Source organism: Rhodanobacteraceae bacterium, assembly GCA_024234055.1.
Classification (GTDB): domain Bacteria; phylum Pseudomonadota; class Gammaproteobacteria; order Xanthomonadales; family SZUA-5; genus JADKFD01.
Genome location: JACKOW010000014.1, coordinates 29,987 through 50,900 on the forward strand (window position 1 = coordinate 29,987; position 20,914 = coordinate 50,900).

The following is a 20,914-nucleotide window of genomic DNA, read 5'->3' on the forward strand; positions in this document are numbered from 1 at the left end:
GTAGCGGATACTGTATGGATGTACAGTTAAATGCGGGGCACGGGACTCGCGGCTCGGGACTCGGGACTCGGGACTCGGGGTTGCCTGGACCTACAAAAGCCGGCAACCAGCAACCAGCAACCAGCAACCAGCAACCAGCTCTAAACCGTGCTCGCCACAAACCCGGCAATCACTTCAGCCAGCTCCTCGCCGGCATCTTCCTGCAGGAAATGGCCGGCATTGGCGATGGTCTGATGCGGCTGCCCGGCGCAGCCGGGGATCAGCTTCTGCATGACCCGGTCACCACCGCGGGTGATCGGATCGTTGTCGCTGAAGGCGGTGAGGAAGGGAAGCTTCAGCGTCTGCAGCACGCCCCAGGCGCGGCGGTTGGGCTCGGCCGCGGGATCGTCGGGGCTGATCGGTACCAGCAGCGGAAAGGCGCGGGCGCCGGCCTTGTAGCTCTCGTCAGGGAATGGCGCGTCGTAGGCGGCCTGAATCTCTGCCGACACCGGGCGCGAACAGGCCTTGGCGATGATCGTGCCCACCGGGAACACCGGCACCTCCTGAGAGAACTTGCGCCAGGTCAGGAAGGCCTCGCCGGGCGCCTGATCGCCGGTAGGCAGGAAGGTATTGGCTGCGATCACCCGGGCGAAGCGCTCGGGCACCTCGGCCAGCAGTCGCAGACCGATCAGGCCGCCCCAGTCCTGGCAGAACAGCGTGATGTCGCGCAGATCCAGCGCTTCCACCCAGGCGCGCATCCAGTCGACATGGTTCTGGTAGCTGTAGGCCCCGCGCTCGGTCGGTTTGTCGGAGCGGCCGAAACCGATCAGATCGGGCGCCAGCACGCGGTGTCCAGCCGCCGCCAGCGGAGTGATCATCTTTCGATACAGATAGGACCAGGAAGGCTCGCCGTGCAGCATCAGAATCGGTGCTGCCGTGCTCGGACCCTCGTCCACATAGTGCAGGCGCAAGGGATCGGCAACGCTGATTCCGGGTACCTCACAGTAATGCGGTGCGTAGGAGTAGCCGGGGAGGTTCTCGAAACAATGGTCTGGCGTGCGCAATACGTTCATGCGATTCCCGATGTGGGTGTCAGGATTGATGATGCCGAGTCAAGGTTGGCGCGTCGATCGACCACCGGTGGGAGCGGGCTCTGCCCGCGATCGCTTTTGCCTATCCGACCAGCAGTCGCAGATGAGTCTGCTCCCGCAGGTTCGGGCTGCCAAGCAGTCGCGGATGAATCCGCTCCCACAGATCCGTGCCCTTACTTCAGGGGACGGCCCGTTTCGCCGGCGGCAACCGCTTCCACGGCCGCGCGAATCAGACGTTGCGGCACGCGGGTGCGGTAATCGGGATTGACGTAGGAGAACTGGATAACGCCCTGGGCGTCGATGACGAACACGCTGGGCACCGGCAAGGCGTGGTGTTTCTCGCCGCTGGCAGTTTCCAGATTGATGCCGTACTCGGCGTATTTCTCGAGCGTGGCATCGTCGACCTTGAAGGCGATCCCGAAAGCCTGCAGCGCTTCGGCCTTGGCGTCCGAGGCCAGGGTGTAGTCGAGTTCGTCCTTTTCCACGGTCCTGGCCAGTTCCTCGGCACGGTCCGGGCTGATCGCGAGCAGTTGGAAACCCTGCGCCTTCAGATCCGGATTGAGTTTGCGCAACTCGCTCAGCTGCAGATTGCAGAAGGGACACCAGCCACCGCGGTAGAACACCAGTACGGTGGGTTTGCCGGCCAGCAACGCGGACAGCGTCGTGGTCTTGCCGTCCAGCGTGGTCAGATTGACCGCGGGAGCGGCGCTGCCGACCAGAATCGGGCGCACCGCGGTGGCCGAGTCGGCGATCTGGGCCTGGGCTTGCGGCAGGGAGGCAGCGGTCAGCATCAGGGCTGCGGCAATGAATCGGGTCATCGGATGCTCCAGAGTGGTGGATGGATCACAGACCGGGGTGAGCGGGAAAAGCTCACGCGGTCGCGTCGTCCGCCTGTCCGTAGCCCAGGTAAGCGCAGCGCACCTGGGGCTCTTCGGCACACCATCCCGGGTGCGCCTGCGGCTTGCCCGGGCGACGGGTCAGGCCTTTTCCGCTTCCATCAGCAACACCGTCACGGTCTGCTCGAACATGGCGTCGGCCGCTTCGCGTGTGGGTGCGATGGCCACCAGGCCGAGCTTGCCGAATTCGCTGAGCGCGCCGATCAGGTTGAAGACCACGCCCTGCTGGGTGATCTCGTCGAAATGCAGCCGCCGTTCGACCAGGATGTCGATCAGATCCTCGGGGACCAGCCGTTTCAGGCGCGGATCCACCAGATTGTCGGTGGCGCGATAGCAGCGCACCTGGCCGAGCGGTGTCTGGAACTCGCCGTTGGCGTCGACCCGGCCGGCGGTGAGGAACTGCAGCATCTGGTAGGGCAGGGTGGTGCCGCCCTTGCGCAGATTGATCTCGATGGCGTAGTGCTGCCATTGCTCGCCCTCGAGCACACTGATGAAGTCCACCGAAAAGCGGCCGAGCACGCCTTCAGCCTGGAGCACCTTGCCGACCAGTTGTCCGCATTCCTGCAGGCTGCCGCGGTAGCGCACATTGGCCGGGAAGTGACTGCCGAGAAATACCTGTCCGTTGGGGCCGCCGAGCAGTTGATCGTGGGTGGAAATGGTTTCCAGGCAGCCGAGCGCATTGACCCGCATCTGCACCGAGGGCGAGCGCTTGTGGTCGCCGTCTATCCAGGCTTCGACGATGCCGTGCAACTGCTGGAACTTGCTGGCATAGCGCGGGTAGTTCATGCCGGCCGCTTCGAATCGCAGGCGCTTGGGCAATTCGGTCTGTACCCAGGCTTCCAGGCCATCGTCTTCTGGCGCGCCCTGGAAATCGAACAAGGCATTGCCATCTCCGGAAAAGCCTTCGTCTAGCTTGACCACGGCCTTGCGCAGTGCGGGGTTGCGTTGGCGCAGCTCGACCAGCGCCGCCGCTACCTCGTCCATGCTGCGCAGGTTCTCCCGTCCATCCGGGAACTTGAGGCCGGCGCGCCGGAAGGCCTCGCGACTGCCACTCTTGCTGCCCCAGTACGACAGCGCGGGATCGCAGGCATACAGCGGTATGTCGAGGGCAATGGCTAGATCGCGTTCGAGCTTGGTGGCGTTGAATACCGACAAGTGTGCCTGGCTGGAATCGCCCATGGCTGCGCGGATGCGATGCAGCAGGCGCGGCCGTTCCAGAATTTTCTCGGTGACGCTGCGGGGCGAGGCATCGTGGGCGCTGAGCAGGGTCAGGCGCTTGCGTGCATGGGTCCAGGGAATGCCCGACAGCAGATTGAGGTAGTAATCGACCACGCTGCCCGGAATCGGTGTCGAGGTGACGAAGACAATGCGCGTATGCGGCATGCGCAGCAGCATCAGCATGCTCAGCTGGCGTTCCTCGTAGTGGCGCGCGCCCGGCACCTCGGCCAGCACGTCGGCATCCAGGCTGAGTCCGGGGACCACCACCACCGTGCGCGGTGCCAGGGTGTCGTGCAGCACGCTCTCGAACAGCGGTTTCAATCGCCGCTGGATTTCGCTGAACCGGGCCTGCGCCTCAGCTTCGACTTCTGCCGTCATCTTCGCTCCCAACGGACTCCGGGCACCGCCGCCACCATAGCGCGCCGGCTGCAAAATGACCCGCGCACCGTCGATCGCACCTGTGGATGCTCGTGCCTGCGCGCCGGCGCATTACTGATCGAGGTCAAGTGTGCAGGGATTGATCCTACTCAACTGCGGCACGGGGGCTCTCTGCCATGATCGGACACAGGCGCAGCACTGCGCCCCCGATTGAAGCGCATCAGGGAATCGCATGGACCTGTTCAAGGCGGATGTGGCGATCATTGGAGCGGGTGGTGCGGGACTGCGCGCCGCCATCGCTGTGGCCCAGTCGGATCCGAGCCTGACCATCGCGCTGATCTCCAAGGTCTATCCGATGCGCAGTCACACGGTGGCCGCAGAAGGCGGCTCGGCCGGCGTGGTGCAGGCGCATGACAGCCTGGAAAATCACTTTCACGACACCGTGGCCGGTGGCGACTGGCTCTGCGAGCAGGATGTGGTCGACTACTTTGTGGCCCATTGCACCGAGGAAATGGTGCAGCTGGAGCACTGGGGCTGCCCCTGGAGCCGCAAGGCGGATGGCCACGTCAATGTGCGCGCCTTCGGCGGCATGAAGATCGAGCGCACCTGGTTTGCCGCCGACAAGACCGGCTTCCATATGCTGCACACGCTGTTCCAGACCTCGCTGCAGTTTCCCTCGATCAAGCGTTTCGACGAGCATTTCTGCGTCGACCTGCTGGTCGACGAAGGCCGCGTCGGCGGCGCAGTGGCCATCAATGTGGCGACGGGTCAGTTCATCTCCATCGAAGCCCGATCGGTGGTGATTGCCACCGGTGGCGCCGGCCGCGTGTTTCGCGAGAACACCAATGGCGGCATCGTCACCGGCGACGGCATGGCGCTGGCCTACCGCCATGGCGTGCCGTTGCGCGACATGGAATTCGTGCAGTACCACCCGACCTGCATGCCCGGAACGGGCCTGCTGTTCACCGAGGCCTGCCGCGGCGAGGGCGGCTTCCTGCTGAACAAGGATGGCTATCGCTATCTGCAGGACTACGGCCTAGGCCCGGCCGAGCCGACTCCCCGCAACAAGGCCATGGAGCTGGGGCCGCGTGACCGCCTGAGCCAGGCCTTCTGGTACGAGCAGCAGAAAGGCCGCACCATCGAAGGGCCGCATGGCTCGGTGGTCCATCTGGATCTGCGCCACCTGGGTGAGAAGAAACTGCGCGAGCGTCTGCCGCAGATCTACGAACTGGCAGAACAGTTTCTCGGCGTGGATCCCGCCCACACGCCCATCCCGGTGCGACCGGCCGTGCACTACACCATGGGTGGCATTCTGGTCGATGGGCACTGTGCGGCGCCCCTGACAGGGCTGTACGCAGCGGGCGAATGTTCCAGTGTCGGCATTCACGGCGCCAATCGCCTGGGTTCCAATTCCCTGGCCGAACTGTGCGTGTTCGGCAAGGTCGCCGGTGAAGGCGCCGCGCGCCACGCCCGGAACAGCAAGCCGCTGGCATCCGCCGCCCTGGCGATGCAGGCGGCGGCGGCCGAGCAACGCGCCCGGGCGCTGGTGCAGGGCGAGCAGGGCAGCGAACGCATTTCGGTGCTGCGCCGGGAAATGGCGGAGACCATGGAGCGGGGATGCGGCATCTACCGCACCGCCGAGGAAATGCAACGCACGGCAGAGCATCTGGTGCAGCTGCGCGAGCGCTATCGCAAGGTCAGGGTGGATGATCGCTCCAGCGTGTTCAACACCGAGTGGTTGCTGGCCATTGAACTCGGCTATCAACTGGAAGTGGCCCAGGCCATGGCCGTATCGGCGCTGAATCGACGCGAATCGCGCGGCGCCCATCAGCGCCTGGACGAATTCAGGCAGCGTGACGACGTGAACTATCTCAAGCATTCGCTGGCCACCTATGCCGGTGCCGACGTGCCCACGGTGAGCTATGGCGAGGTCAAGATCACCCATTCGCAGCCCGCGGTGCGCGCGTACGGCGCTGCCGGCGAAAAGGCCGAGGCGGCGGCAAAGGGAGGCCAGGCGTGAATTTCCATTGGCCGGCCGCTGGGGAGGGCATTGCATCCCGGGGGGCGCCGCGCGTCGGCGCGGGCTTTGGTAGGCCGGGTCCGCGCGCCCGGATCTCGGGGTTGTGCGCAACGACAGCAAGCGCGCGGCGCCCGGCAAGCGCGGCCGCCGGCGCGAAACAGCCTGACGCAGCTTTCGAGCCGTCGCGCGCCGGAGCCGCGCTACCTCAGGCCTGGGTTCAGGGCCCGGGGACAGAGTCGGGCCGATGCCGGGCGCCCAAAATAACGCCGGAATTGATGCTCGGCAGGCGAGGACTGCACGCATGACAACCCCACGCACCATCCGCATCGAGGTTCTGCGCTACCGTCCGGAGCAGGATCAGGAGCCTGTGGTCCAGTCCTTCGAAGTGCCGTTCACCGATGACATGTCGGTGCTGCAAGGCCTGCAGTACATCAAGGATGAACTGGACGGATCACTGTCCTATCGCTGGTCCTGCCGCATGGCCATCTGCGGCAGCTGCGGCATGATGATCAATGGTGTGCCGCGGCTGGCCTGCAGTACCTTTTTGCGCGAATTTCATCCCGGCGGAGTGCGCGTCGAGGCGTTGGCGCATTTCCCGATCGAGCGTGATCTGGTGATCGTCATGGACGACTTCATGACCAAGCTGCACCAGATCAAGCCCTACATCATTCCGAAGGAAAAGCGCGAACTGGCGCAGGGCGAGTATCTGCAGACGCCGGCTCAGCTCGACGAATACGAGCAGTTCAGTTCCTGCATCAACTGTCTGTTGTGCTACGCGGCCTGTCCGCAATACGGCTTGAACACCAGCTTCCTCGGACCGGCGGCCACGGTGCTGCTGCATCGCTACAATCTCGACAGCCGTGATGGCGGCGCCGCCGAGCGCATGCCGCTGGTCCATGCCGAGGAGGGCGTGTTCAACTGCACCGCGGTGGGCTACTGCTCGGAGGTCTGTCCCAAGGACGTGGATCCGGCCAATGCCGTGAACACCAACAAGACCACCAGCGCGATGGACTATTTCTTGCGCTTCGTCACCCCGAGGGGAGGCCAGTCATGAGCGCTCGGCGACCCTACCAGCGGCCGATGACCGGCTGGTGGAAGAAGAATCCGTATTTCGTCGAATACATGGTGCATGAGGGCACCGCCGTGGTGGTCGCGCTGTACGCGCTGATCCTGCTGATCAGCCTGTTCGTGCTCGGGCGCGGCGAGGCGGCCTGGAATGACTGGCTGACACTGCTGCGCAGCTGGCCGGCGCTGTTGCTGCACGGGGTGTTGCTGGTGGGATTTCTCTACCACAGCTGGACCTGGTTCAACATCATGCCGCGCACGCTGCCGCCGATCCGCATCAAGGGCGAGCGGGTCTCGGCTGGCACGATTACCGGCACTGGCCTGGCGGCGGCCGCGCTGGCCAGCATCGTGGTTCTCGGCCTGATCCGATGGTGGGCCTCATGAAACGTTCGAATGCCCCGATCTTCTGGTTGCTGTTCGGTGCCGGTGGCATGCTCTCGGCGCTGATCGGCGCCGCGCTGGTGTTCAGCACCGGTCTGGCCGCGCCGCTGGGAATCGTGTTGCCTGCCGATGCCTTCAGCTATGGCCGCGTGCTGGGATTTGCTCAGAGCTGGCTCGGGCAGGCCAGCCTGCTGGTGGTGATCGGCTTGTTCCTGTGGCACAGCGCGCACCGGATCTTCCACACGCTGCACGATCTCGGCATCCACGCTGGTCTGGTCGCCAAGCTGCTGTGCTACGGCAGTGCGATGGCGGGCACGGTGGCGACCGTGGTGGCGCTCACTGCACTGTAGGAGCGCCCTTGCGGCGCGACCGCTGGACCGCGCGCCTACTGACCGCCATTCGCGGACGGAGTCCGCTCCCACAGGCAAGCTGAAGCTTCAAGCCAGGCGATGAATGCTGCTGGAACGCTCTTCTTTGCGTTCTCTCTGCTTTTCCTTCGTGTTCTCTGCGTCCTGCTGTTCACTACAGGTCAACCCTGGTCTCCGGTTTTCGCGAAGGCGGTCGCGCCGCAAGGGCGCTCCTACCGTAGTCGTGGCTTCCTGTATCTTGCGGCGATTCCTCATCGGTGCCCGCCGTGTTCAGCTCGGAACTGCTTGCTGCCAATCTGCTCTCGCCCATGGTGCTGGCCTTTGCGCTGGGCATGCTGGCGACCGTGATCCGTTCGGATCTGGATATCCCACCGGCCCTGCACACCTCGCTATCACTGTTTCTGTTGCTGGCCATCGGTCTGAAAGGTGGCATGGCCATCGCCCAGAGCGCCTCGGGCACCCTGCTCATTCCGCTGGTCGGGACGATTGCTGCGGGCTTCGTCACGACCGGGCTGGCCTATCTGGTATTGCGCAAGCTGGTGCGGTTGAAACGTGTGGATGCAGCCGCGGTTGCCGCTCACTATGGTTCGGTATCGGCCGTGACCTTTATCGCCGCGCGCGAGGTGGCGACGCGCAGTGTCGGTGAGGTCGAAGGTCTGATGGTGGCGCTGCTGGTGGCGCTGGAACTGCCGGCGATCCTGTTCGGGCTGTGGCTGGGACAGCGCGGTGGCCACGAATCGCGCCTGTGGCTGTCGCTGCGGGAGGTGCTGACCGGGCGCACCATGCTGTTGCTGGGCGGTGGCCTGCTGATCGGATGGATCGCCGGGCCCGAGCGTACTGCGCGGGTGACGCCGCTGTTCGTGAATCTGTTCGACGGCGTGCTGATGCTGTTCCTGCTGGATCTGGGCATGGCCGCCGCGCGCCGTCTGCGTGATCTGCGCAAGGTCGGATGGCCCTTCATCGCCTTTGCCTTGTTGATGCCGATGGTGCACGGAATTGCCGGTGCCTGGCTGGGCACGGCCCTGGGGCTGAGTGTGGGCGGTGCTGCGGTATTCGGCGCCATGCTGGCCTCGGCTTCGTATATCGCCGCACCGGCGGCCGTGCGTACCGGTTTGCCGGAGGCCAATCCCAGCCTTTATCTGACGGCTTCGCTGGGCATCACCTTTCCGCTGAACCTATCCATTGGCATCCCGCTGTATCTGGCAGCGGCCCGCTATTTTGCAGGTGGCTCATGACCGACTCCAAGCCAAGCCCGCTGCCCTGGGCGCCGGTGCGTCTGCTGACCATCGTTGCCGAACGCGTGCTCAAGGACCGCATCCTCCATCATCTGGACAAACTCGGCGTCAGCGGCTACACACTGATCGAGAGCGAGGGTCGCGGTGCGCGCGGTTTTGCCGTCGACGAGTGGCAGGGCGAGAACATCGAGATCCAGGTGATCGCTTCGCGCGAGCGTGTGGATGCCATCGCCGGCAAGCTGCGCGAACGCTATTTCGAGCACCATTCGATCATCCTCTTTGCCCAGGATGTCGATGTACTGCGGCCGGAGAAGTATCAGGCACGTTAGCCTGTGGGAGCGGGCTTCGCCCGCGATGCAGCAATCTGCCCCGGACATTGATCGCGGACAGAGTCCGCTCCCACAGCCTTTGTAGCCCAGGTAAGCGCAGCGCACCTGGGACTGGGTGCGGCAAAAGCCCCGGGTGCGCCTGCGGCTTGCCCGGGCTGCTTCAGGGCTACTCAAAGCCATTGGCAAACAGCGCATCCAGTTGCGGTTCGCTGCGGATGCAATCGTAGGTTTCGGCAATGCGCGGGCCGGTATCGATGACCTGGAAATCGCTGGCGAAGACCTTTTGTGCTCCGGCGGTCAGATCGAACACGCGGGTGTCGATGCCGAGTTCAGCCCAGCTGTGGGTGGTGTAGCGATCACTTTCGCCAGTGAGAGCCACCGTGCCGCCATCGGCCAGCACCATGCCGTAGCGTTGCATGGTCCGCAGCAGCACCTGGGCTGCCGCGTTGTAGCCGGTCATCGGAAAATCGGCGCGCAGGCGCAGGCGCACCCCGTACGGCACGCTGCCGCTGGGGCCATTGGGCCCGCCAGCATGGGTGGCGGGGCGTACGTACAGGCGCCCCAGTACTGCGCCGGGCAAGGAGTCGTCCCTGGCCATCCGCGCATTCGGCAGGATAAAGCGGATAGCGTGACCGAGATCGCCGTCGGGCACCTGGGTGGCGGCGAAGACCTCATCGGCGTTGAACAGCAGAGGTGCCATCGGAAATCCGGCGGCATCGGCGCTGGTACAGTGTTCACCGCGGCCGGTGGCCGGATACAGGGCGTCCATGCGCCAGCGTGCCAGGCATTGACTCTCCAGCCCTTGCGCCGTGACATTGGCGCGGTAGACCTCGAAGATCTCGTTGCCCTGCACCACCAGCAGATGGCAATCGCCATCGAGATTGTCGCAGCTGTAACCGGGCTGTCCCTCGATGGCGCCACCTGCGGGCAGCGGCACCGGCGAGTTCAGCGGCTCGCAGTCGAGCTCGTAGTAGGCGTCGTCCGGATTGCCCGAGGGAATCTCGATGATGGGCTGGGTCGGCGTTCCGGTGCCTGCATACAGCACGTACATGCTGAAATCGATCTGCAAGCGGCCGTTGCCAAAGCCGCCGATCCCCGACAAGGTGCTGATCATGGTCGCTGAATTCGGATGCAGGGCGGCTTGGTCGACGCGCTGGTACCAGGGCGATCCCGGGTGCAGCTGTGGCAAGGGCAGGGCCGACGCGATGCCGTTCAGGCAAAGGCCCAACGTGATCCAGATCCAACGCACTCGGCCTCGCATGGCTCACGCTCCAGGTCGTCAAGGGCAGATGATGGCCGCAATGCCAGCCCGTGATTGTTAACGTATTCACGTGATCGTGTGTGCCAGTTCGAAATACTCCTGCCCGACCAGCGGTCTGTCCTGGCGAGTCCAAACACTCAGGAAACACCTCCGATGAAGTCCTGGTTTCAATCCCTCTTGCCCTTGGTGCTGATTGTCATGAGCCAATCCGGTTTTGCTGCTGCAGATACCTCCGCCCCATCGTCCGCGGACCGCCAGTCCATCGTGCTCGGCGGCGGCTGCTTCTGGTGCCTGGAAGCGGTCTACGAGGAAGTCAAAGGCGTCGACGAGGCGATCTCCGGTTATGCCGGCGGGCATGTCGACAACCCCAGCTACCGCCAGGTCACCGGCGGCCGCACCGGGCATGCCGAAGTGGTCAAGGTGGTTTATGACCCGACTGTGGTCAGCCTGGACCAGATCCTCGACGTCTATTTCACCATCCATGACCCGACCACGCTGAACCGGCAGGGCAACGATGTCGGGCCGCAGTACCGGTCGATTGCCTTCTACGACAACGATGCCGAAAAACAAGCCATCGAAGCCGCCATCGCCCGCAGCGCCGCCAGCGGCGACTGGAGTGGCCGCATCGTCACCGAAGTCGAGCCCCTGCCGACCTTCTATCCGGCCGAGGACTACCACCAGCAGTATTTCGAACTCAACGGCGAACAGCCCTATTGCAGCCTGGTGATCGCCCCCAAGGTCGCCAAGTTCAAGAAGCGCTTCGCCGACATCCTCAAGTAGGGCGAAACCCCTGCCCGAATCAAGCACGCTCGGGCGAAGGCCTCTGCAGCAGAACTTCCGCCTTCGCCCCGGCGATGCCGAGGGCTGAGCGCCGGCTCATTACCCTGTTTCTGCACCGACCCTGGGTCCGCCGTGGACCCGGGAGTGGCCAGGCCGGAGCAACAGCGCCGAGTGCAACTCGGCGATCCCGGGTGCGTTCAGTCACAATAACGGCCCTGACCTGTCCCCGGGTCAGCCATCAGGACCGCCATGATCATCGTGCATCACCTCAATGACTCGCGCTCCCAGCGCATTCTGTGGCTGCTGGAAGAGTTGGCGCTGCCTTATGAAATCCGCGCTTATCAGCGTGATGCCAAGACCCGACTGGCACCGGCGGAGCTGACCGCCGTGCATTCGCTCGGCAAGTCCCCGGTGATCGAGGATCGTGGCCGGACGGTGATCGAATCGGGCGCGATCGTCGACTACCTGATTCGCCAACATGGTGGTGGCCGTCTGCGGCCGGATCCGGACAGTGCTGCCTTCGAGGATTATCAGCAATGGCTGCACTATGCCGAAGGCTCGGCGATGCTGCCGCTGATGCTCAAGCTGTATGTTTCGCGCCTGGGCGAGGCCGGGGCACCGCTGGCGCCGAGGATCGAGAGTGAGCTGGCCAATCACCTCGGCTATCTGGAGCAGGCGTTGCACGGTCGCGACTGGTTACTGGGGCAGGAACTGAGCGGTGCCGACATCCAGATGAGTTTCGTCGGCGAAGCCGCTCGTGGATTGCGCGCCAGTTATCCGGCCATGGATGCCTGGGTGCGGCGCTTCCAGGCGCGGCCCGCCTACCAGCGCGCGCTTGAGCGGGGTGGTCCATATTCCTTTGCCGATTGACGGTCTCGGCATCGCTGGTCGGAATCGCGGTGAAACGGACGTGGGAATGCGAACCGAATGCCAGCGCAGACTTCGCCGCGGTCTCTGCCTCAACAGTGGGAGATTCAGATTCGTGCGCATCAGCAGGCAGGCGGGCTATTCCGATACTCCGCCGTCCTTGCGCGCCGATCGGGCGGTGGGTCTGTCATGACTGGCGCGCCAGACGTCGAGTGTGCGGCGGACACGCTGCTGCATCAGGTGCGTACATGCACGCTGTGCGCACCGCATTTGCCACTGGGGCCCAGGCCGGTCTTGCAGCTGGCGTCCTCGGCGCGCTTGCTGATTGCCGGACAGGCGCCTGGACGCAAGGTGCATGCCTCTGGCGTTCCCTTCGACGACGCCAGCGGTGAGCGCCTGAGGCAGTGGCTGGGCATTTCCCGCGAGACCTTCTACGACCCCACGCAGGTGGCCATCCTGCCGATGGGCTTTTGCTACCCCGGTACCGGCAGATCGGGAGATCTGCCGCCACGCCCGGAGTGCGCCCCAAAGTGGCGAAACAGCCTTTTGGCGCTGTTGCCGCGGGTACCGTTGACCTTGGTGATCGGCCAGTACGCGCAGGCTTACCAGTGGCCGGATTCGAAGCTCAATCTCACGGGTCTGGTGGCTCAATGGCGGCAGTTCTGGCCTGATGTCGTGCCCCTTCCACACCCCAGCCCGCGCAACAATCTCTGGCTCAAGCGCAATCCCTGGTTTGAGCTGGAGCTGCTTCCGGCGCTGCGGCAGCGGGTGGCAGAGGTGCTGTCGCAAGCGCAGCTGCAAGGGTAAAGCTTCCTGTAGGTCCAGACTTGTCCGGACGCTGCTGGACACGTGGCGAAGAAGCGTCCCTCGACCACCGCTGGCTCTGTCAATGCCGGTGCTTGTATCGTCCGCCGCCTGCTACCCGACCTTCCAAGGGGCGTACTCCGGGGGCTTGGCCTGAACATCCACCGGAATTGCGGCATGCGGCGTCTTAACGCGGTTCAAATCGTGGCCTTGATCGAAGCCGTCAAGGGGCTGGCGGTGCTGATTGCCGGTCTGGGCGGGCTGACCTTGCTGCACGGTCACGCGCTGCAATGGGCGATGGATCTGGTCCGCCATCTGCATCTGGATCCGACCCGACACTATCCACACAGTCTGTTGCTCGCTGCCGCCGAGGTCACTGATGCCCGACTCTGGATGCTGGCGGCTCTGGCCGCGCTCTACGCGGCAGTCCGTTTCATCGAGGCTTACGGTTTGTGGCATGGGCGGCGTTGGGCAGAGTGGTTTGCAGCTTCCAGCGCGGCGATCTACATTCCTTTCGAGCTGTACGAACTGTTGCGGGATCCGGGTTGGGTTGTGCTTCTGGTACTGCTGGTCAATCTGGTCGTGGTTGCGGTGATGATTCAAGCCTTGCGTCGTCGAACCTGAGCGCTCAGAGACCTTGAATCGGCAGGCCTTCCGTACACGCCCGCAGATTGCCCGTGCCGCGTGAGGCTCGCATACCGCTATCCTTGCGCTCCTGGCGATGCTCGCCTGTCCCTTCCCAGCCTGATCCTGCCTACTCATGACCACGATTACCAAAGTCCACGCCCGCGAGATCCTGGATTCACGCGGAAACCCGACGCTTGAAGCCGAAGTCACCCTGGCCGGCGGACATATGGGCCGTGCTGCGGTGCCCAGCGGCGCTTCCACTGGCTCGCGCGAGGCCATCGAACTGCGAGATGGTGACAAGACCCGCTATCTGGGCAAGGGCGTGCGCAAGGCCGTTGCCAACGTCAACGGCGCCATTGCCGAGGCCGTGGCCGGCTTCGATGCTGCCGATCAGTCCGGGCTCGACCAGCGCTTGATCGAGCTGGACGGCACCGAAAACAAGGGCAGGCTGGGCGCCAATGCGCTGCTCGGGGTGTCGCTGGCCAGTGCCCATGCGCTGGCGCGCAGCCGCGGGCAGGGCCTGTGGCAGTCGCTCGCGAATGGCCGCGCGCCGCAGCTGCCGGTGCCGATGATGAACATCATCAACGGCGGCGCCCATGCCGACAACAATGTCGACATGCAGGAATTCATGGTGCTGCCGGTGGGTGTCGACAGTTTCTCCGAGGCGCTGCGCGCCGGTACCGAGATCTTCCACGCGCTCAAGGGTGTGCTGCGCGGGCGCGGCATGGCCACCGCGGTGGGCGACGAGGGCGGTTTTGCCCCCGATCTGCGCTCCAATGAAGAGGCCATCGAAGTCATCCTGGAAGCCATCGACAAGGCCGGATATCGCGCCGGTGAGGATGTGCTGCTGGGGCTGGACGTGGCCAGCAGCGAGTTCTACAAGGATGGTCGCTACCACCTGGCTTCGGAAGATCGCTGGATGACCAGCGAGCAACTGGTCGACTACCTGGACTCGTGGTCGCGCCAGTTTCCCATCGTGACCATCGAAGACGGCATGGCCGAGGACGACTGGGCCGGCTGGAAGTTGCTGACCGAGCGCATCGGTCAGCGCGTGCAGCTGGTGGGCGACGATCTCTACGTCACCAATACCCGAATCTTCCAGCAGGGCATCGATCAGGGCATCGCCAACGCGATCCTGATCAAGCTCAATCAGATCGGCACGCTGACCGAAACCCTGGCTGCCATCGAACTGGCTGACCGCGTCGGCTACGCGGCGGTGGTGTCACATCGGTCCGGCGAAACCGAGGACACCACCATTGCCGATCTGGCGGTCGCCACCAGTGCCACCCAGATCAAGACCGGATCGCTGTCGCGCACCGATCGCGTGGCCAAGTACAACCAGTTGCTGCGCATCGAGGAGGCTCTGGGCGCCGATGCCCGCTACGCCGGTCGCTCCGCCTTCCGTTTCAGTCGCTGAGGCCAGACCGCCCGCATGCGTTGGTTGCTGCTCCTGCTGCTGCTGTTGCTGGTGACCCTGCAGTATCAACTGTGGTTTCGGGGCGGCATGAACGATGTGTGGGAACTGGAAAAGGCGCTGGAAGTGCAGCGGGCCGAGAATGACGTGCTGCGCAAGCGCAACGAGGCGCTGGCAGCCGAAGTGGACGACCTGAAAAGCGGTCAGGACGCCATCGAGGAACGCGCGCGCTCGGAACTCGGCATGATCAAGGAGGGCGAGAAGCTGATCCAGGTGGCTGAGCCCAAGCGTGCCGCCGCTGCTGCTGCAGCCCACGCCGAGGAGCCCAGGGAATGATCTGGGCCGTTGTGCCCGCTGCTGGAAGTGGTCGCAGATTTGGAGCGGCGATTCCCAAGCAGTACGCGCAGATTGACGGTTGTTCGGTACTGGAACGCACGCTCAGGCGACTGGCTGAAGTGCGGCGTATCCGTGGACTGATGGTGGTGCTGGCCGCATCCGATAGGGACTGGCCCGGCTTGCAGCAAGTCGGCGGAAAGCCGGTGCTCACCGCGGTGGGCGGTGCCGAGCGGGCCGACTCTGTGCTGGCCGGATTGCGAGCGCTGCCGGAGACGGTGGCCTTGACCGACTATGTGCTCGTACACGATGCCGCGCGACCCTGTGTGCGCACGGCGGACATCGAGCGCTTGATCGATCAGGTGCTGGGAAGCACGGGCGGGTTGTTGGCCGCCCCGGTACGCGACACGCTCAAGCGCGAAGCCGAGCCCGATCAGGCACTGGATCAGGTAAGGGTGGCGCATACCGTGACCCGGACCGGCTTGTGGCGGGCATTGACGCCGCAGATGTTCCGGCGCGGCGGGCTGACGCTGGCACTGGAGTCGGCCCATGCGCAGGGCTTGCGGCCCACCGATGAGGCGCAGGCCATGGAGATGCAGGGCGTGCATCCGCTGCTGGTGGAAGCGGCCGAGGACAACGTCAAGGTCACCACCAGCCACGATCTGTTGCTGGCGCAATTCCTGTTGCGGGCCCAGGACGACGAATGAGTCGCTGGCCGCGCATTGGTTGCGGATATGACGTGCATGCCTTCGGGCCTGGCGATCAGGTGGTGTTGGGCGGGGTCGCCATTCCCCACGGGCGCGGGCTGCTGGCCCATTCCGACGGTGACGTTGCCCTGCATGCGCTGTGTGATGCCTTGCTGGGTGCCTTGGCACTGGGCGATATCGGCCTGCACTTCCCGCCTTCCGATGCGCGTTGGGCCGGTGCCGACAGCCGTGACCTGCTGCGCCATTGCCGTCATCTGGTCGGCGAGCGCGGCTATGTCGTCGGCAACTGCGATCTGGTGATCGTCTGCGAGCGCCCGCGGCTGGCACCGCATGTGCCGCTGATGCGCGAGCGTATCGCGGCCGATCTGCAATGCGCCGAGGATGCAGTGAGCGTCAAGGCCACCACCACCGAGAAACTGGGATTCACCGGTCGCGAGGAGGGCATTGCCGCCCAGGCCGTGGTACTGCTGCATCCGTCGGATCAGGGCTCGTGATCCTGGCCCATGCCTACGGCGGACCGGTGCTGCGCGGCGTACTCAAGAGCGCGCCCGAGGACTTCGTCGTGGAGGAAACCTTGAGCTTCGACGCCGATGGCCAGGGAGAGCACGATCTGCTGTGCATCGAGAAGCGCGGTGCCAATACCGAATGGGTCGCGCGCGGACTGGCCCGATTCGCTGGAGTTGCCAAGGTGGCGGTGGGCTTTGCCGGACTCAAGGATCGGCACGCAGTGGCACGCCAGCACTTCACGGTGCAACTACCCGGTCGACAGGTGGATTGGTCGGCGTTGTCATTGCCTGGGGTGCGTCTGCTGAGCGTAGCCCGGCACTCGCGCAAGCTCAAGCGCGGGGCGCTGACTGGCAATGGATTCATCCTCGGTCTGCGCCACATCGAAGGTGACCGGGTGCTGGCCGAACAGCGTCTGCAGACACTGAAGCAGGGTGGAGCACCCAACTATTTCGGGCTGCAGCGCTTTGGCATCGATGGCGGCAACCTCGATCTGGCACGGCGTCTGTTTGCCGGTGAATCGCTGGACCGCAGTGAACGCAGCTTTGCGCTGTCGGCGGCGCGCAGCGCAATTTTCAACCGGGTGCTCGATGCGCGCGTGCGACTGGGCAACTGGAATCAGGTCATCGATGGTGATCTGTGCAATCTGGCGGGCCGCCGCGCCTGGTTCGGGCCGATTACGGTCGACGAGACTCTGCGTCAGCGCTGCGCCGAGAGTGACATTCATCCCACCGGGCCGATGTGGGGCACGCCACTGTCGCCGGTGGCGGGCGAATGCGCGGCTATCGAAGCACAGGTGGCCGACGACTGGCGCGAATTCTGCGAGGGGCTGGCGGCGGCCGGACTGGAATCGGAGCGGCGGGCGCTGCGGGTGATTCCGCAGCAGCTGTCCTGGGACTGGGAGACGGTGTCCGATGCCGATGGCTCCGAGGAGTCCTTGTTGCTGCGTCTGCGTTTTGCGCTGCCGCCTGGTGCCTATGCCACCGCCTTCATCCGCGAAGTGATCGACGTCGCAGGCGATCTGCCAGCGGGTGCCGAGCTCATCGACTAGCCTTGCGTGCATTCGAATCCAGCGGCGGCGTAGACTTGCGGGTTCCATGATCTTGCGAGGTTGATGACGATGGCCGTTCCTACCCTGGATATCAGTCGCTATGACAGCGACCGAGCCAATTTTGTCGCCGAATTGGGGCGGGCCTATCGTGAGTACGGCTTCTGCGGCATCAGTGGTCACGGCATACCCTCTTCGCTGATCGACGGCGCTTACGATGCCTTCCAGCGCTTCTTTGCCCTGCCCGATGAGGTCAAACGGCGCTATCACATCAAGGGCGGTGGTGGTGCCCGCGGCTATACGCCCTTCATGGTCGAGACCGCCAAGGACTCGCAGTACCCGGATCTGAAGGAGTTCTGGCACGTAGGCCGCGAGATTCCGCGCGATTCCCAGTATGCCGAGGTGATGCCGGAGAACCTGTGGCCGGAGGAAGTGTCGGATTTCCGGGAACTGGGATACGGCCTGTATCAGGCGCTGGACAATCTCGGAACTCGCGTGCTGCGAGCGCTGGCCCTGCATATCGATCTGCCCGAGTCCTATTTCGAGGACAAGACCAATTTCGGCAATTCGATCCTGCGGCCGATTCACTATCCGCCGATCACCCAGGCTGAAGTGCCCAATGTGCGCGCGGGCGCCCACGAGGACATCAACTTCATCACCTTGCTGGTCGGTGCCAGCGCAGAAGGCTTGCAGGTGCTGACCCGACAGGGCGAATGGCTGCCGATCACCACTCAGGGCGATGCCATCGTGGTCAACATCGGCGACATGCTGCAACGCCTGACCAATCACGTTTATCCATCAACCACGCACCGTGTGGTCAATCCGCCGGGGGAGAAGGCCCGGCAGCCGCGTTTCTCGGTGCCCTTCTTCCTGCATCCCAATCCGGATTTCATGATCGATGTGCTGCCGCAGTGCGTCAGTGCGGAGAATCCCAGTCGTTATCCGCAGCCGATCAGCGCGCATGATTATCTTCTGGAGCGGTTGCGCGAGATTCGCCTGATCTGAGGCTGGGAAAGATCGACGGCGGCAGTCCACTTCAGGCGGACTTGTCGCTGTCCGGCTCGTCGCTGCGCAGTCGCGCCATCATGGCGCGCATGCGCAGACGGAACAGCGCCGCCTCTCGCTCCTTGTCGTCGTCCGTGCTCTCGGCGCCCTCAGCTGCGGCCGCCGGAGCCTTGTTCTCGTTGCCGGCGCGCTGTTTGGCTTCGGGATCCACTGGAGGCTGAGGCCTTGCGGCAGGTGCAGCCGGCGGAAGCGGAGCAGTTCTCTCGCGCTGCTGCGGCGCTGCCGGCGCGGGACTTGCAGGCGTGGGTGCAGCTGCTGCCGGTCGCGCAGCAGGGGTCGGCGGTGTCGCCGGAGCAGCAGCCGTGCGGGGCGCAGTCGTTGCCGAACGCGCAGCGGGTGAGGCAGGAGCGGCAGGAGGCACGGGGGGCGAAGGCGGAGCACTGATGGGTTTGGGTTGCAGGGTTCGGGCGATGGCGCCGAATTCTTCGCTCTCGACAAACTGGTCCAGACCGAGCTTGCTTTCGTCGATTGGAATCACGCCACCCGAGTCCACCGGCGGACCCGCCGGAGCTGACACCGTCGGTGCCGCTGATTTGGCTGCAGCAGCCGCGGCTGCCTTGGCTTGACGGGCGAAGTCGCCCTCGCGGTCGAGTCCGATCACCGGGGCATCAGGATCGCCCCAGAGCCCGAGGCGACTCTCGTCGATCTGGATGACCTCGCCGGGCTCGATCGGCGCGGGTGCACGAATGGTTCCCGGGATGGAGGTTCCGCGCTCGGAGTCGTCGGATGGACGAGCTTTTTCGACAGGACGCGGCGGGGCTTTTGCTTGCGGCAGCGGCGGTGCCGGCGTCGCGGCGGGAGCCGCCGGACGCGGCGTTGCGGTAGGTGTCGGTTTGGACGCCTGCGCCAAGGCCTCGCCGGGCAAGGGTTGGCGGGTCGGTTCGGGTTCTCTGCCCAACTTCTGTCGCAGGGCTTCCGGAAGCTCTTCGGTGAACAGCGAGTCATCCTCGCGGACGATGAAGCGTGCGATGCGGTCAAACAGACCGTCGTCGATCTCGTTCCAGGCCACCTGACGCCGACTCGACCCGAGCCAATTCACATTCTCGAAGCTCATGCGCAGAACCGGGTCTTCAGCGGTGATCTGCGCCTGCATGCGCGCCTTGAGGTGGCCGCGGGCGTGAAACATGGCAATCGACGCTTCGCCCTTGGGGGTGCGCTGGATTTCCTTGATGCCCCCGAGATGGTGCTGTCGGAACAAGCTGGTCAGGGTCTGGATCCGTCCCGCGCCCTCGGCGCGCACCTCGGGCGTGCGCTCCGGATCGATGCGCAAGGTCCAGCCCATGCTCAGGATAAAGGCGCGATAGCGCCGCTCATGCTCGACCTTGTAATCCCACACCGGTACGCCGGCAAGATCGCCGTAGCCCTGCATGGTCAAAGGCACGAGGATCGGCGGCTTGACCTCGCGCAGCGTTTCGGCCAGGCCTTCCAGGTAGGTGGTCAGTGCCTTCATGCGCGGTTCGATCTGACCGAGATAGCGGGAATCGCGCTCCTCTTTCTCGCGTGCGACGGCCTCGGCCTGTGCCCGCTGCTGGTCTGCTTCGCGCTTGAGACGGTCTAGGAAGGACACGCGCTTACCGGATGATGGCCTGCTCTGATGATAACGGCAGAGCCCGTGGCCGCAACATGCAATTGCCCTTGGCTAATGTGACGTTTCGCCCTTGGCGGCTCCTTGCGTATGCTGCGAGCTGGTATCGGATCAAGAATCGCCATGTCTGCCACCGAGTTGCGCTTGTTGTTGCTGTTCCTGGGTCTGATCGTACTCGGCGTCATCTATTGGTTCGGACGGCCAGCTCGGCGCACGGGTAGTGCTGCCCATCGCGCAGCCATGCGCCGGGAACCCGTCCTCGGCGAAGAGGATGCCGACTCGGATTCGCCCTACACCGCGGCGCGCGATGCGCCCTGGTTTACCGCTGACGACGGTGCCGACGAACTGCCGTCCCTCAAGATCGAGGGCCTGAGCGAGCGCGACGATGCCGATCCGGGGATGGCGCCGCGCACAGGGCAACGTGAATCCGGCAACCACGAACGCATCATCACCCTCTACGTGGTCGCCCAGGACGGCTACACCCTGAACGGCCCGGAACTGGTCGTGGCAGCGGAGAAGGCCGGCCTGGTCCACGGCGATCTCGGGATTTTTCACCGACTGGTGGACAGCAAGCCGGAACTCGGTCCGATCTTCAGCATGGCCAACATGGTGCGCCCTGGGGTATTCGATCTGAGCCAGATGGATCAGTTCAGCACGCCGGGAGTGGTCGTGTTTCTGACGCTGCCCGGTCCGCTGTCGGCCTTGGATGCCTGGGACACCATGCTGCCCGCCGCCCAGCGTTTCTCCGATCTGCTCGGCGCGCAGTTGCTGGACGACCAGCGCACCCCGCTGGGCCGTCAACGCATCGCCGCGCTGCGAGACGAGTTGCGCGCCTTTGATCGCAAGCGCGAGCAGATGCAGATCAAGCCGGGCTGGTAGCGGGTACAGGGCACGGGAAACGGGACAGGGGGCACGGGAAGGAGGGCGCCTGTTGCGGCTCGTGTAAGTCCAGACTTGTC

Annotated in this window: 22 protein-coding genes; 17 read left to right on the top strand and 5 right to left on the bottom strand. The window is 64.6% G+C overall.

Translation table 11 applies throughout. From position 1 onward, the window contains the following. Positions 1-140 precede the first annotated feature (140 nt). The 3 genes from H7A19_17495 to H7A19_17505 form a co-directional block, all read right to left on the bottom strand. Positions 141-1,052: a haloalkane dehalogenase gene (locus H7A19_17495; protein MCP5476626.1), complete on the bottom strand. Its 912-nt coding sequence runs from the start codon at positions 1,050-1,052 to the stop codon at positions 141-143. A 191-nt stretch (positions 1,053-1,243) separates the two neighbouring features. Beyond that, positions 1,244-1,888, bottom strand: coding sequence for an AhpC/TSA family protein (locus H7A19_17500; protein ID MCP5476627.1), 645 nt, complete (start codon positions 1,886-1,888; stop codon positions 1,244-1,246). A 159-nt stretch (positions 1,889-2,047) separates the two neighbouring features. Continuing rightward, positions 2,048-3,562: a carboxylate-amine ligase gene (locus H7A19_17505; protein ID MCP5476628.1), complete on the bottom strand. Its 1,515-nt coding sequence runs from the start codon at positions 3,560-3,562 to the stop codon at positions 2,048-2,050. A 232-nt stretch (positions 3,563-3,794) separates the two neighbouring features. On the opposite strand from H7A19_17505, the gene frdA reads away from it, so the two are divergent. The 6 genes from frdA to H7A19_17535 all read left to right on the top strand — a co-directional run bounded on the left by frdA (position 3,795) and on the right by H7A19_17535 (position 8,960). Next, on the top strand, positions 3,795-5,582 hold the full coding sequence (gene frdA, locus H7A19_17510) for a fumarate reductase (quinol) flavoprotein subunit (GenBank protein MCP5476629.1): 1,788 nt from the start codon (positions 3,795-3,797) through the stop codon (positions 5,580-5,582). A 301-nt stretch (positions 5,583-5,883) separates the two neighbouring features. Further along, a complete protein-coding gene (locus H7A19_17515; GenBank protein ID MCP5476630.1) occupies positions 5,884-6,636 on the top strand; it encodes a succinate dehydrogenase/fumarate reductase iron-sulfur subunit in 753 nt (250 codons plus the stop codon). After that, the gene (locus H7A19_17520) at positions 6,633-7,031 is read left to right on the top strand and encodes a fumarate reductase subunit C (GenBank protein ID MCP5476631.1); all 399 of its coding nucleotides are present in this window, start codon (positions 6,633-6,635) and stop codon (positions 7,029-7,031) included. Before H7A19_17515 ends, H7A19_17520 begins: the two co-directional genes overlap by 4 nt. Further along, a complete protein-coding gene (gene frdD, locus H7A19_17525) occupies positions 7,028-7,378 on the top strand; it encodes a fumarate reductase subunit FrdD (protein ID MCP5476632.1) in 351 nt (116 codons plus the stop codon). Before H7A19_17520 ends, frdD begins: the two co-directional genes overlap by 4 nt. A gap of 284 nt (positions 7,379-7,662) precedes the next feature. Continuing rightward, the gene (locus tag H7A19_17530) at positions 7,663-8,631 is read left to right on the top strand and encodes a sodium-dependent bicarbonate transport family permease (protein ID MCP5476633.1); all 969 of its coding nucleotides are present in this window, start codon (positions 7,663-7,665) and stop codon (positions 8,629-8,631) included. Next, positions 8,628-8,960 (top strand): transcriptional regulator, encoded by a 333-nt coding sequence (locus H7A19_17535; protein MCP5476634.1) that lies wholly within the window; start codon positions 8,628-8,630, stop codon positions 8,958-8,960. Before H7A19_17530 ends, H7A19_17535 begins: the two co-directional genes overlap by 4 nt. Positions 8,961-9,126: 166 nt before the next feature. Here H7A19_17535 and H7A19_17540 read toward each other — a convergent pair whose 3' ends face one another. Continuing rightward, complete coding sequence (locus H7A19_17540) at positions 9,127-10,221, bottom strand: hypothetical protein (protein ID MCP5476635.1); 1,095 nt, start codon at positions 10,219-10,221, stop codon at positions 9,127-9,129. Positions 10,222-10,374: 153 nt separating this feature from the next. On the opposite strand from H7A19_17540, the gene msrA reads away from it, so the two are divergent. The 10 genes from msrA to H7A19_17590 all read left to right on the top strand — a co-directional run bounded on the left by msrA (position 10,375) and on the right by H7A19_17590 (position 18,310). Beyond that, the gene (msrA, locus tag H7A19_17545; protein ID MCP5476636.1) at positions 10,375-11,001 is read left to right on the top strand and encodes a peptide-methionine (S)-S-oxide reductase MsrA; all 627 of its coding nucleotides are present in this window, start codon (positions 10,375-10,377) and stop codon (positions 10,999-11,001) included. Between the two features lie 249 nt (positions 11,002-11,250). After that, positions 11,251-11,871, top strand: a complete 621-nt coding sequence (locus H7A19_17550) for a glutathione S-transferase (GenBank protein MCP5476637.1) — start codon at positions 11,251-11,253, stop codon at positions 11,869-11,871. A 186-nt stretch (positions 11,872-12,057) separates the two neighbouring features. Continuing rightward, positions 12,058-12,675 carry a uracil-DNA glycosylase family protein gene (locus tag H7A19_17555; protein ID MCP5476638.1) on the top strand — a complete coding sequence of 206 codons (618 nt, stop codon included), beginning with the start codon at positions 12,058-12,060 and terminating at the stop codon, positions 12,673-12,675. A gap of 174 nt (positions 12,676-12,849) precedes the next feature. Then, on the top strand, positions 12,850-13,296 hold the full coding sequence (locus H7A19_17560; GenBank protein MCP5476639.1) for a DUF2127 domain-containing protein: 447 nt from the start codon (positions 12,850-12,852) through the stop codon (positions 13,294-13,296). Positions 13,297-13,432: 136 nt separating this feature from the next. Next, on the top strand, positions 13,433-14,716 hold the full coding sequence (gene eno / locus H7A19_17565; protein ID MCP5476640.1) for a phosphopyruvate hydratase: 1,284 nt from the start codon (positions 13,433-13,435) through the stop codon (positions 14,714-14,716). Positions 14,717-14,731: 15 nt separating this feature from the next. Beyond that, a complete protein-coding gene (gene ftsB / locus H7A19_17570; GenBank protein ID MCP5476641.1) occupies positions 14,732-15,049 on the top strand; it encodes a cell division protein FtsB in 318 nt (105 codons plus the stop codon). Next, positions 15,046-15,753, top strand: a complete 708-nt coding sequence (locus H7A19_17575) for a 2-C-methyl-D-erythritol 4-phosphate cytidylyltransferase (GenBank protein ID MCP5476642.1) — start codon at positions 15,046-15,048, stop codon at positions 15,751-15,753. Before ftsB ends, H7A19_17575 begins: the two co-directional genes overlap by 4 nt. After that, positions 15,750-16,247, top strand: a complete 498-nt coding sequence (gene ispF / locus H7A19_17580) for a 2-C-methyl-D-erythritol 2,4-cyclodiphosphate synthase (GenBank protein MCP5476643.1) — start codon at positions 15,750-15,752, stop codon at positions 16,245-16,247. Before H7A19_17575 ends, ispF begins: the two co-directional genes overlap by 4 nt. Beyond that, positions 16,244-17,308 (top strand): tRNA pseudouridine(13) synthase TruD, encoded by a 1,065-nt coding sequence (locus tag H7A19_17585; protein MCP5476644.1) that lies wholly within the window; start codon positions 16,244-16,246, stop codon positions 17,306-17,308. The genes ispF and H7A19_17585 overlap by 4 nt, the downstream gene beginning before the upstream one ends. Before the next feature lie 63 nt (positions 17,309-17,371). Continuing rightward, complete coding sequence (locus tag H7A19_17590) at positions 17,372-18,310, top strand: isopenicillin N synthase family oxygenase (GenBank protein ID MCP5476645.1); 939 nt, start codon at positions 17,372-17,374, stop codon at positions 18,308-18,310. 31 nt (positions 18,311-18,341) lie between these two features. Here the strand turns inward: H7A19_17590 and H7A19_17595 are convergent, their stop codons facing one another. Further along, positions 18,342-19,937 carry a hypothetical protein gene (locus tag H7A19_17595; protein ID MCP5476646.1) on the bottom strand — a complete coding sequence of 532 codons (1,596 nt, stop codon included), beginning with the start codon at positions 19,935-19,937 and terminating at the stop codon, positions 18,342-18,344. Between the two features lie 108 nt (positions 19,938-20,045). On the opposite strand from H7A19_17595, the gene zipA reads away from it, so the two are divergent. Then, complete coding sequence (zipA, locus tag H7A19_17600; GenBank protein ID MCP5476647.1) at positions 20,046-20,834, top strand: cell division protein ZipA; 789 nt, start codon at positions 20,046-20,048, stop codon at positions 20,832-20,834. Positions 20,835-20,914: the final 80 nt, after the last annotated feature.

Coding starts and splice junctions, on each gene's coding strand:
- H7A19_17495 (MCP5476626.1), bottom strand. CDS start 1,052: ATGAACGTATTGCGCACGCCAGACCATTGTTTCGAGAACCTCCCCGGC.
- H7A19_17500 (MCP5476627.1), bottom strand. CDS start 1,888: ATGACCCGATTCATTGCCGCAGCCCTGATGCTGACCGCTGCCTCCCTG.
- H7A19_17505 (MCP5476628.1), bottom strand. CDS start 3,562: ATGACGGCAGAAGTCGAAGCTGAGGCGCAGGCCCGGTTCAGCGAAATC.
- frdA (MCP5476629.1), top strand. CDS start 3,795: ATGGACCTGTTCAAGGCGGATGTGGCGATCATTGGAGCGGGTGGTGCG.
- H7A19_17515 (MCP5476630.1), top strand. CDS start 5,884: ATGACAACCCCACGCACCATCCGCATCGAGGTTCTGCGCTACCGTCCG.
- H7A19_17520 (MCP5476631.1), top strand. CDS start 6,633: ATGAGCGCTCGGCGACCCTACCAGCGGCCGATGACCGGCTGGTGGAAG.
- frdD (MCP5476632.1), top strand. CDS start 7,028: ATGAAACGTTCGAATGCCCCGATCTTCTGGTTGCTGTTCGGTGCCGGT.
- H7A19_17535 (MCP5476634.1), top strand. CDS start 8,628: ATGACCGACTCCAAGCCAAGCCCGCTGCCCTGGGCGCCGGTGCGTCTG.
- H7A19_17540 (MCP5476635.1), bottom strand. CDS start 10,221: ATGCGAGGCCGAGTGCGTTGGATCTGGATCACGTTGGGCCTTTGCCTG.
- msrA (MCP5476636.1), top strand. CDS start 10,375: ATGAAGTCCTGGTTTCAATCCCTCTTGCCCTTGGTGCTGATTGTCATG.
- H7A19_17550 (MCP5476637.1), top strand. CDS start 11,251: ATGATCATCGTGCATCACCTCAATGACTCGCGCTCCCAGCGCATTCTG.
- H7A19_17555 (MCP5476638.1), top strand. CDS start 12,058: ATGACTGGCGCGCCAGACGTCGAGTGTGCGGCGGACACGCTGCTGCAT.
- H7A19_17560 (MCP5476639.1), top strand. CDS start 12,850: ATGCGGCGTCTTAACGCGGTTCAAATCGTGGCCTTGATCGAAGCCGTC.
- eno (MCP5476640.1), top strand. CDS start 13,433: ATGACCACGATTACCAAAGTCCACGCCCGCGAGATCCTGGATTCACGC.
- ftsB (MCP5476641.1), top strand. CDS start 14,732: ATGCGTTGGTTGCTGCTCCTGCTGCTGCTGTTGCTGGTGACCCTGCAG.
- H7A19_17575 (MCP5476642.1), top strand. CDS start 15,046: ATGATCTGGGCCGTTGTGCCCGCTGCTGGAAGTGGTCGCAGATTTGGA.
- ispF (MCP5476643.1), top strand. CDS start 15,750: ATGAGTCGCTGGCCGCGCATTGGTTGCGGATATGACGTGCATGCCTTC.
- H7A19_17590 (MCP5476645.1), top strand. CDS start 17,372: ATGACGATGGCCGTTCCTACCCTGGATATCAGTCGCTATGACAGCGAC.
- zipA (MCP5476647.1), top strand. CDS start 20,046: ATGCTGCGAGCTGGTATCGGATCAAGAATCGCCATGTCTGCCACCGAG.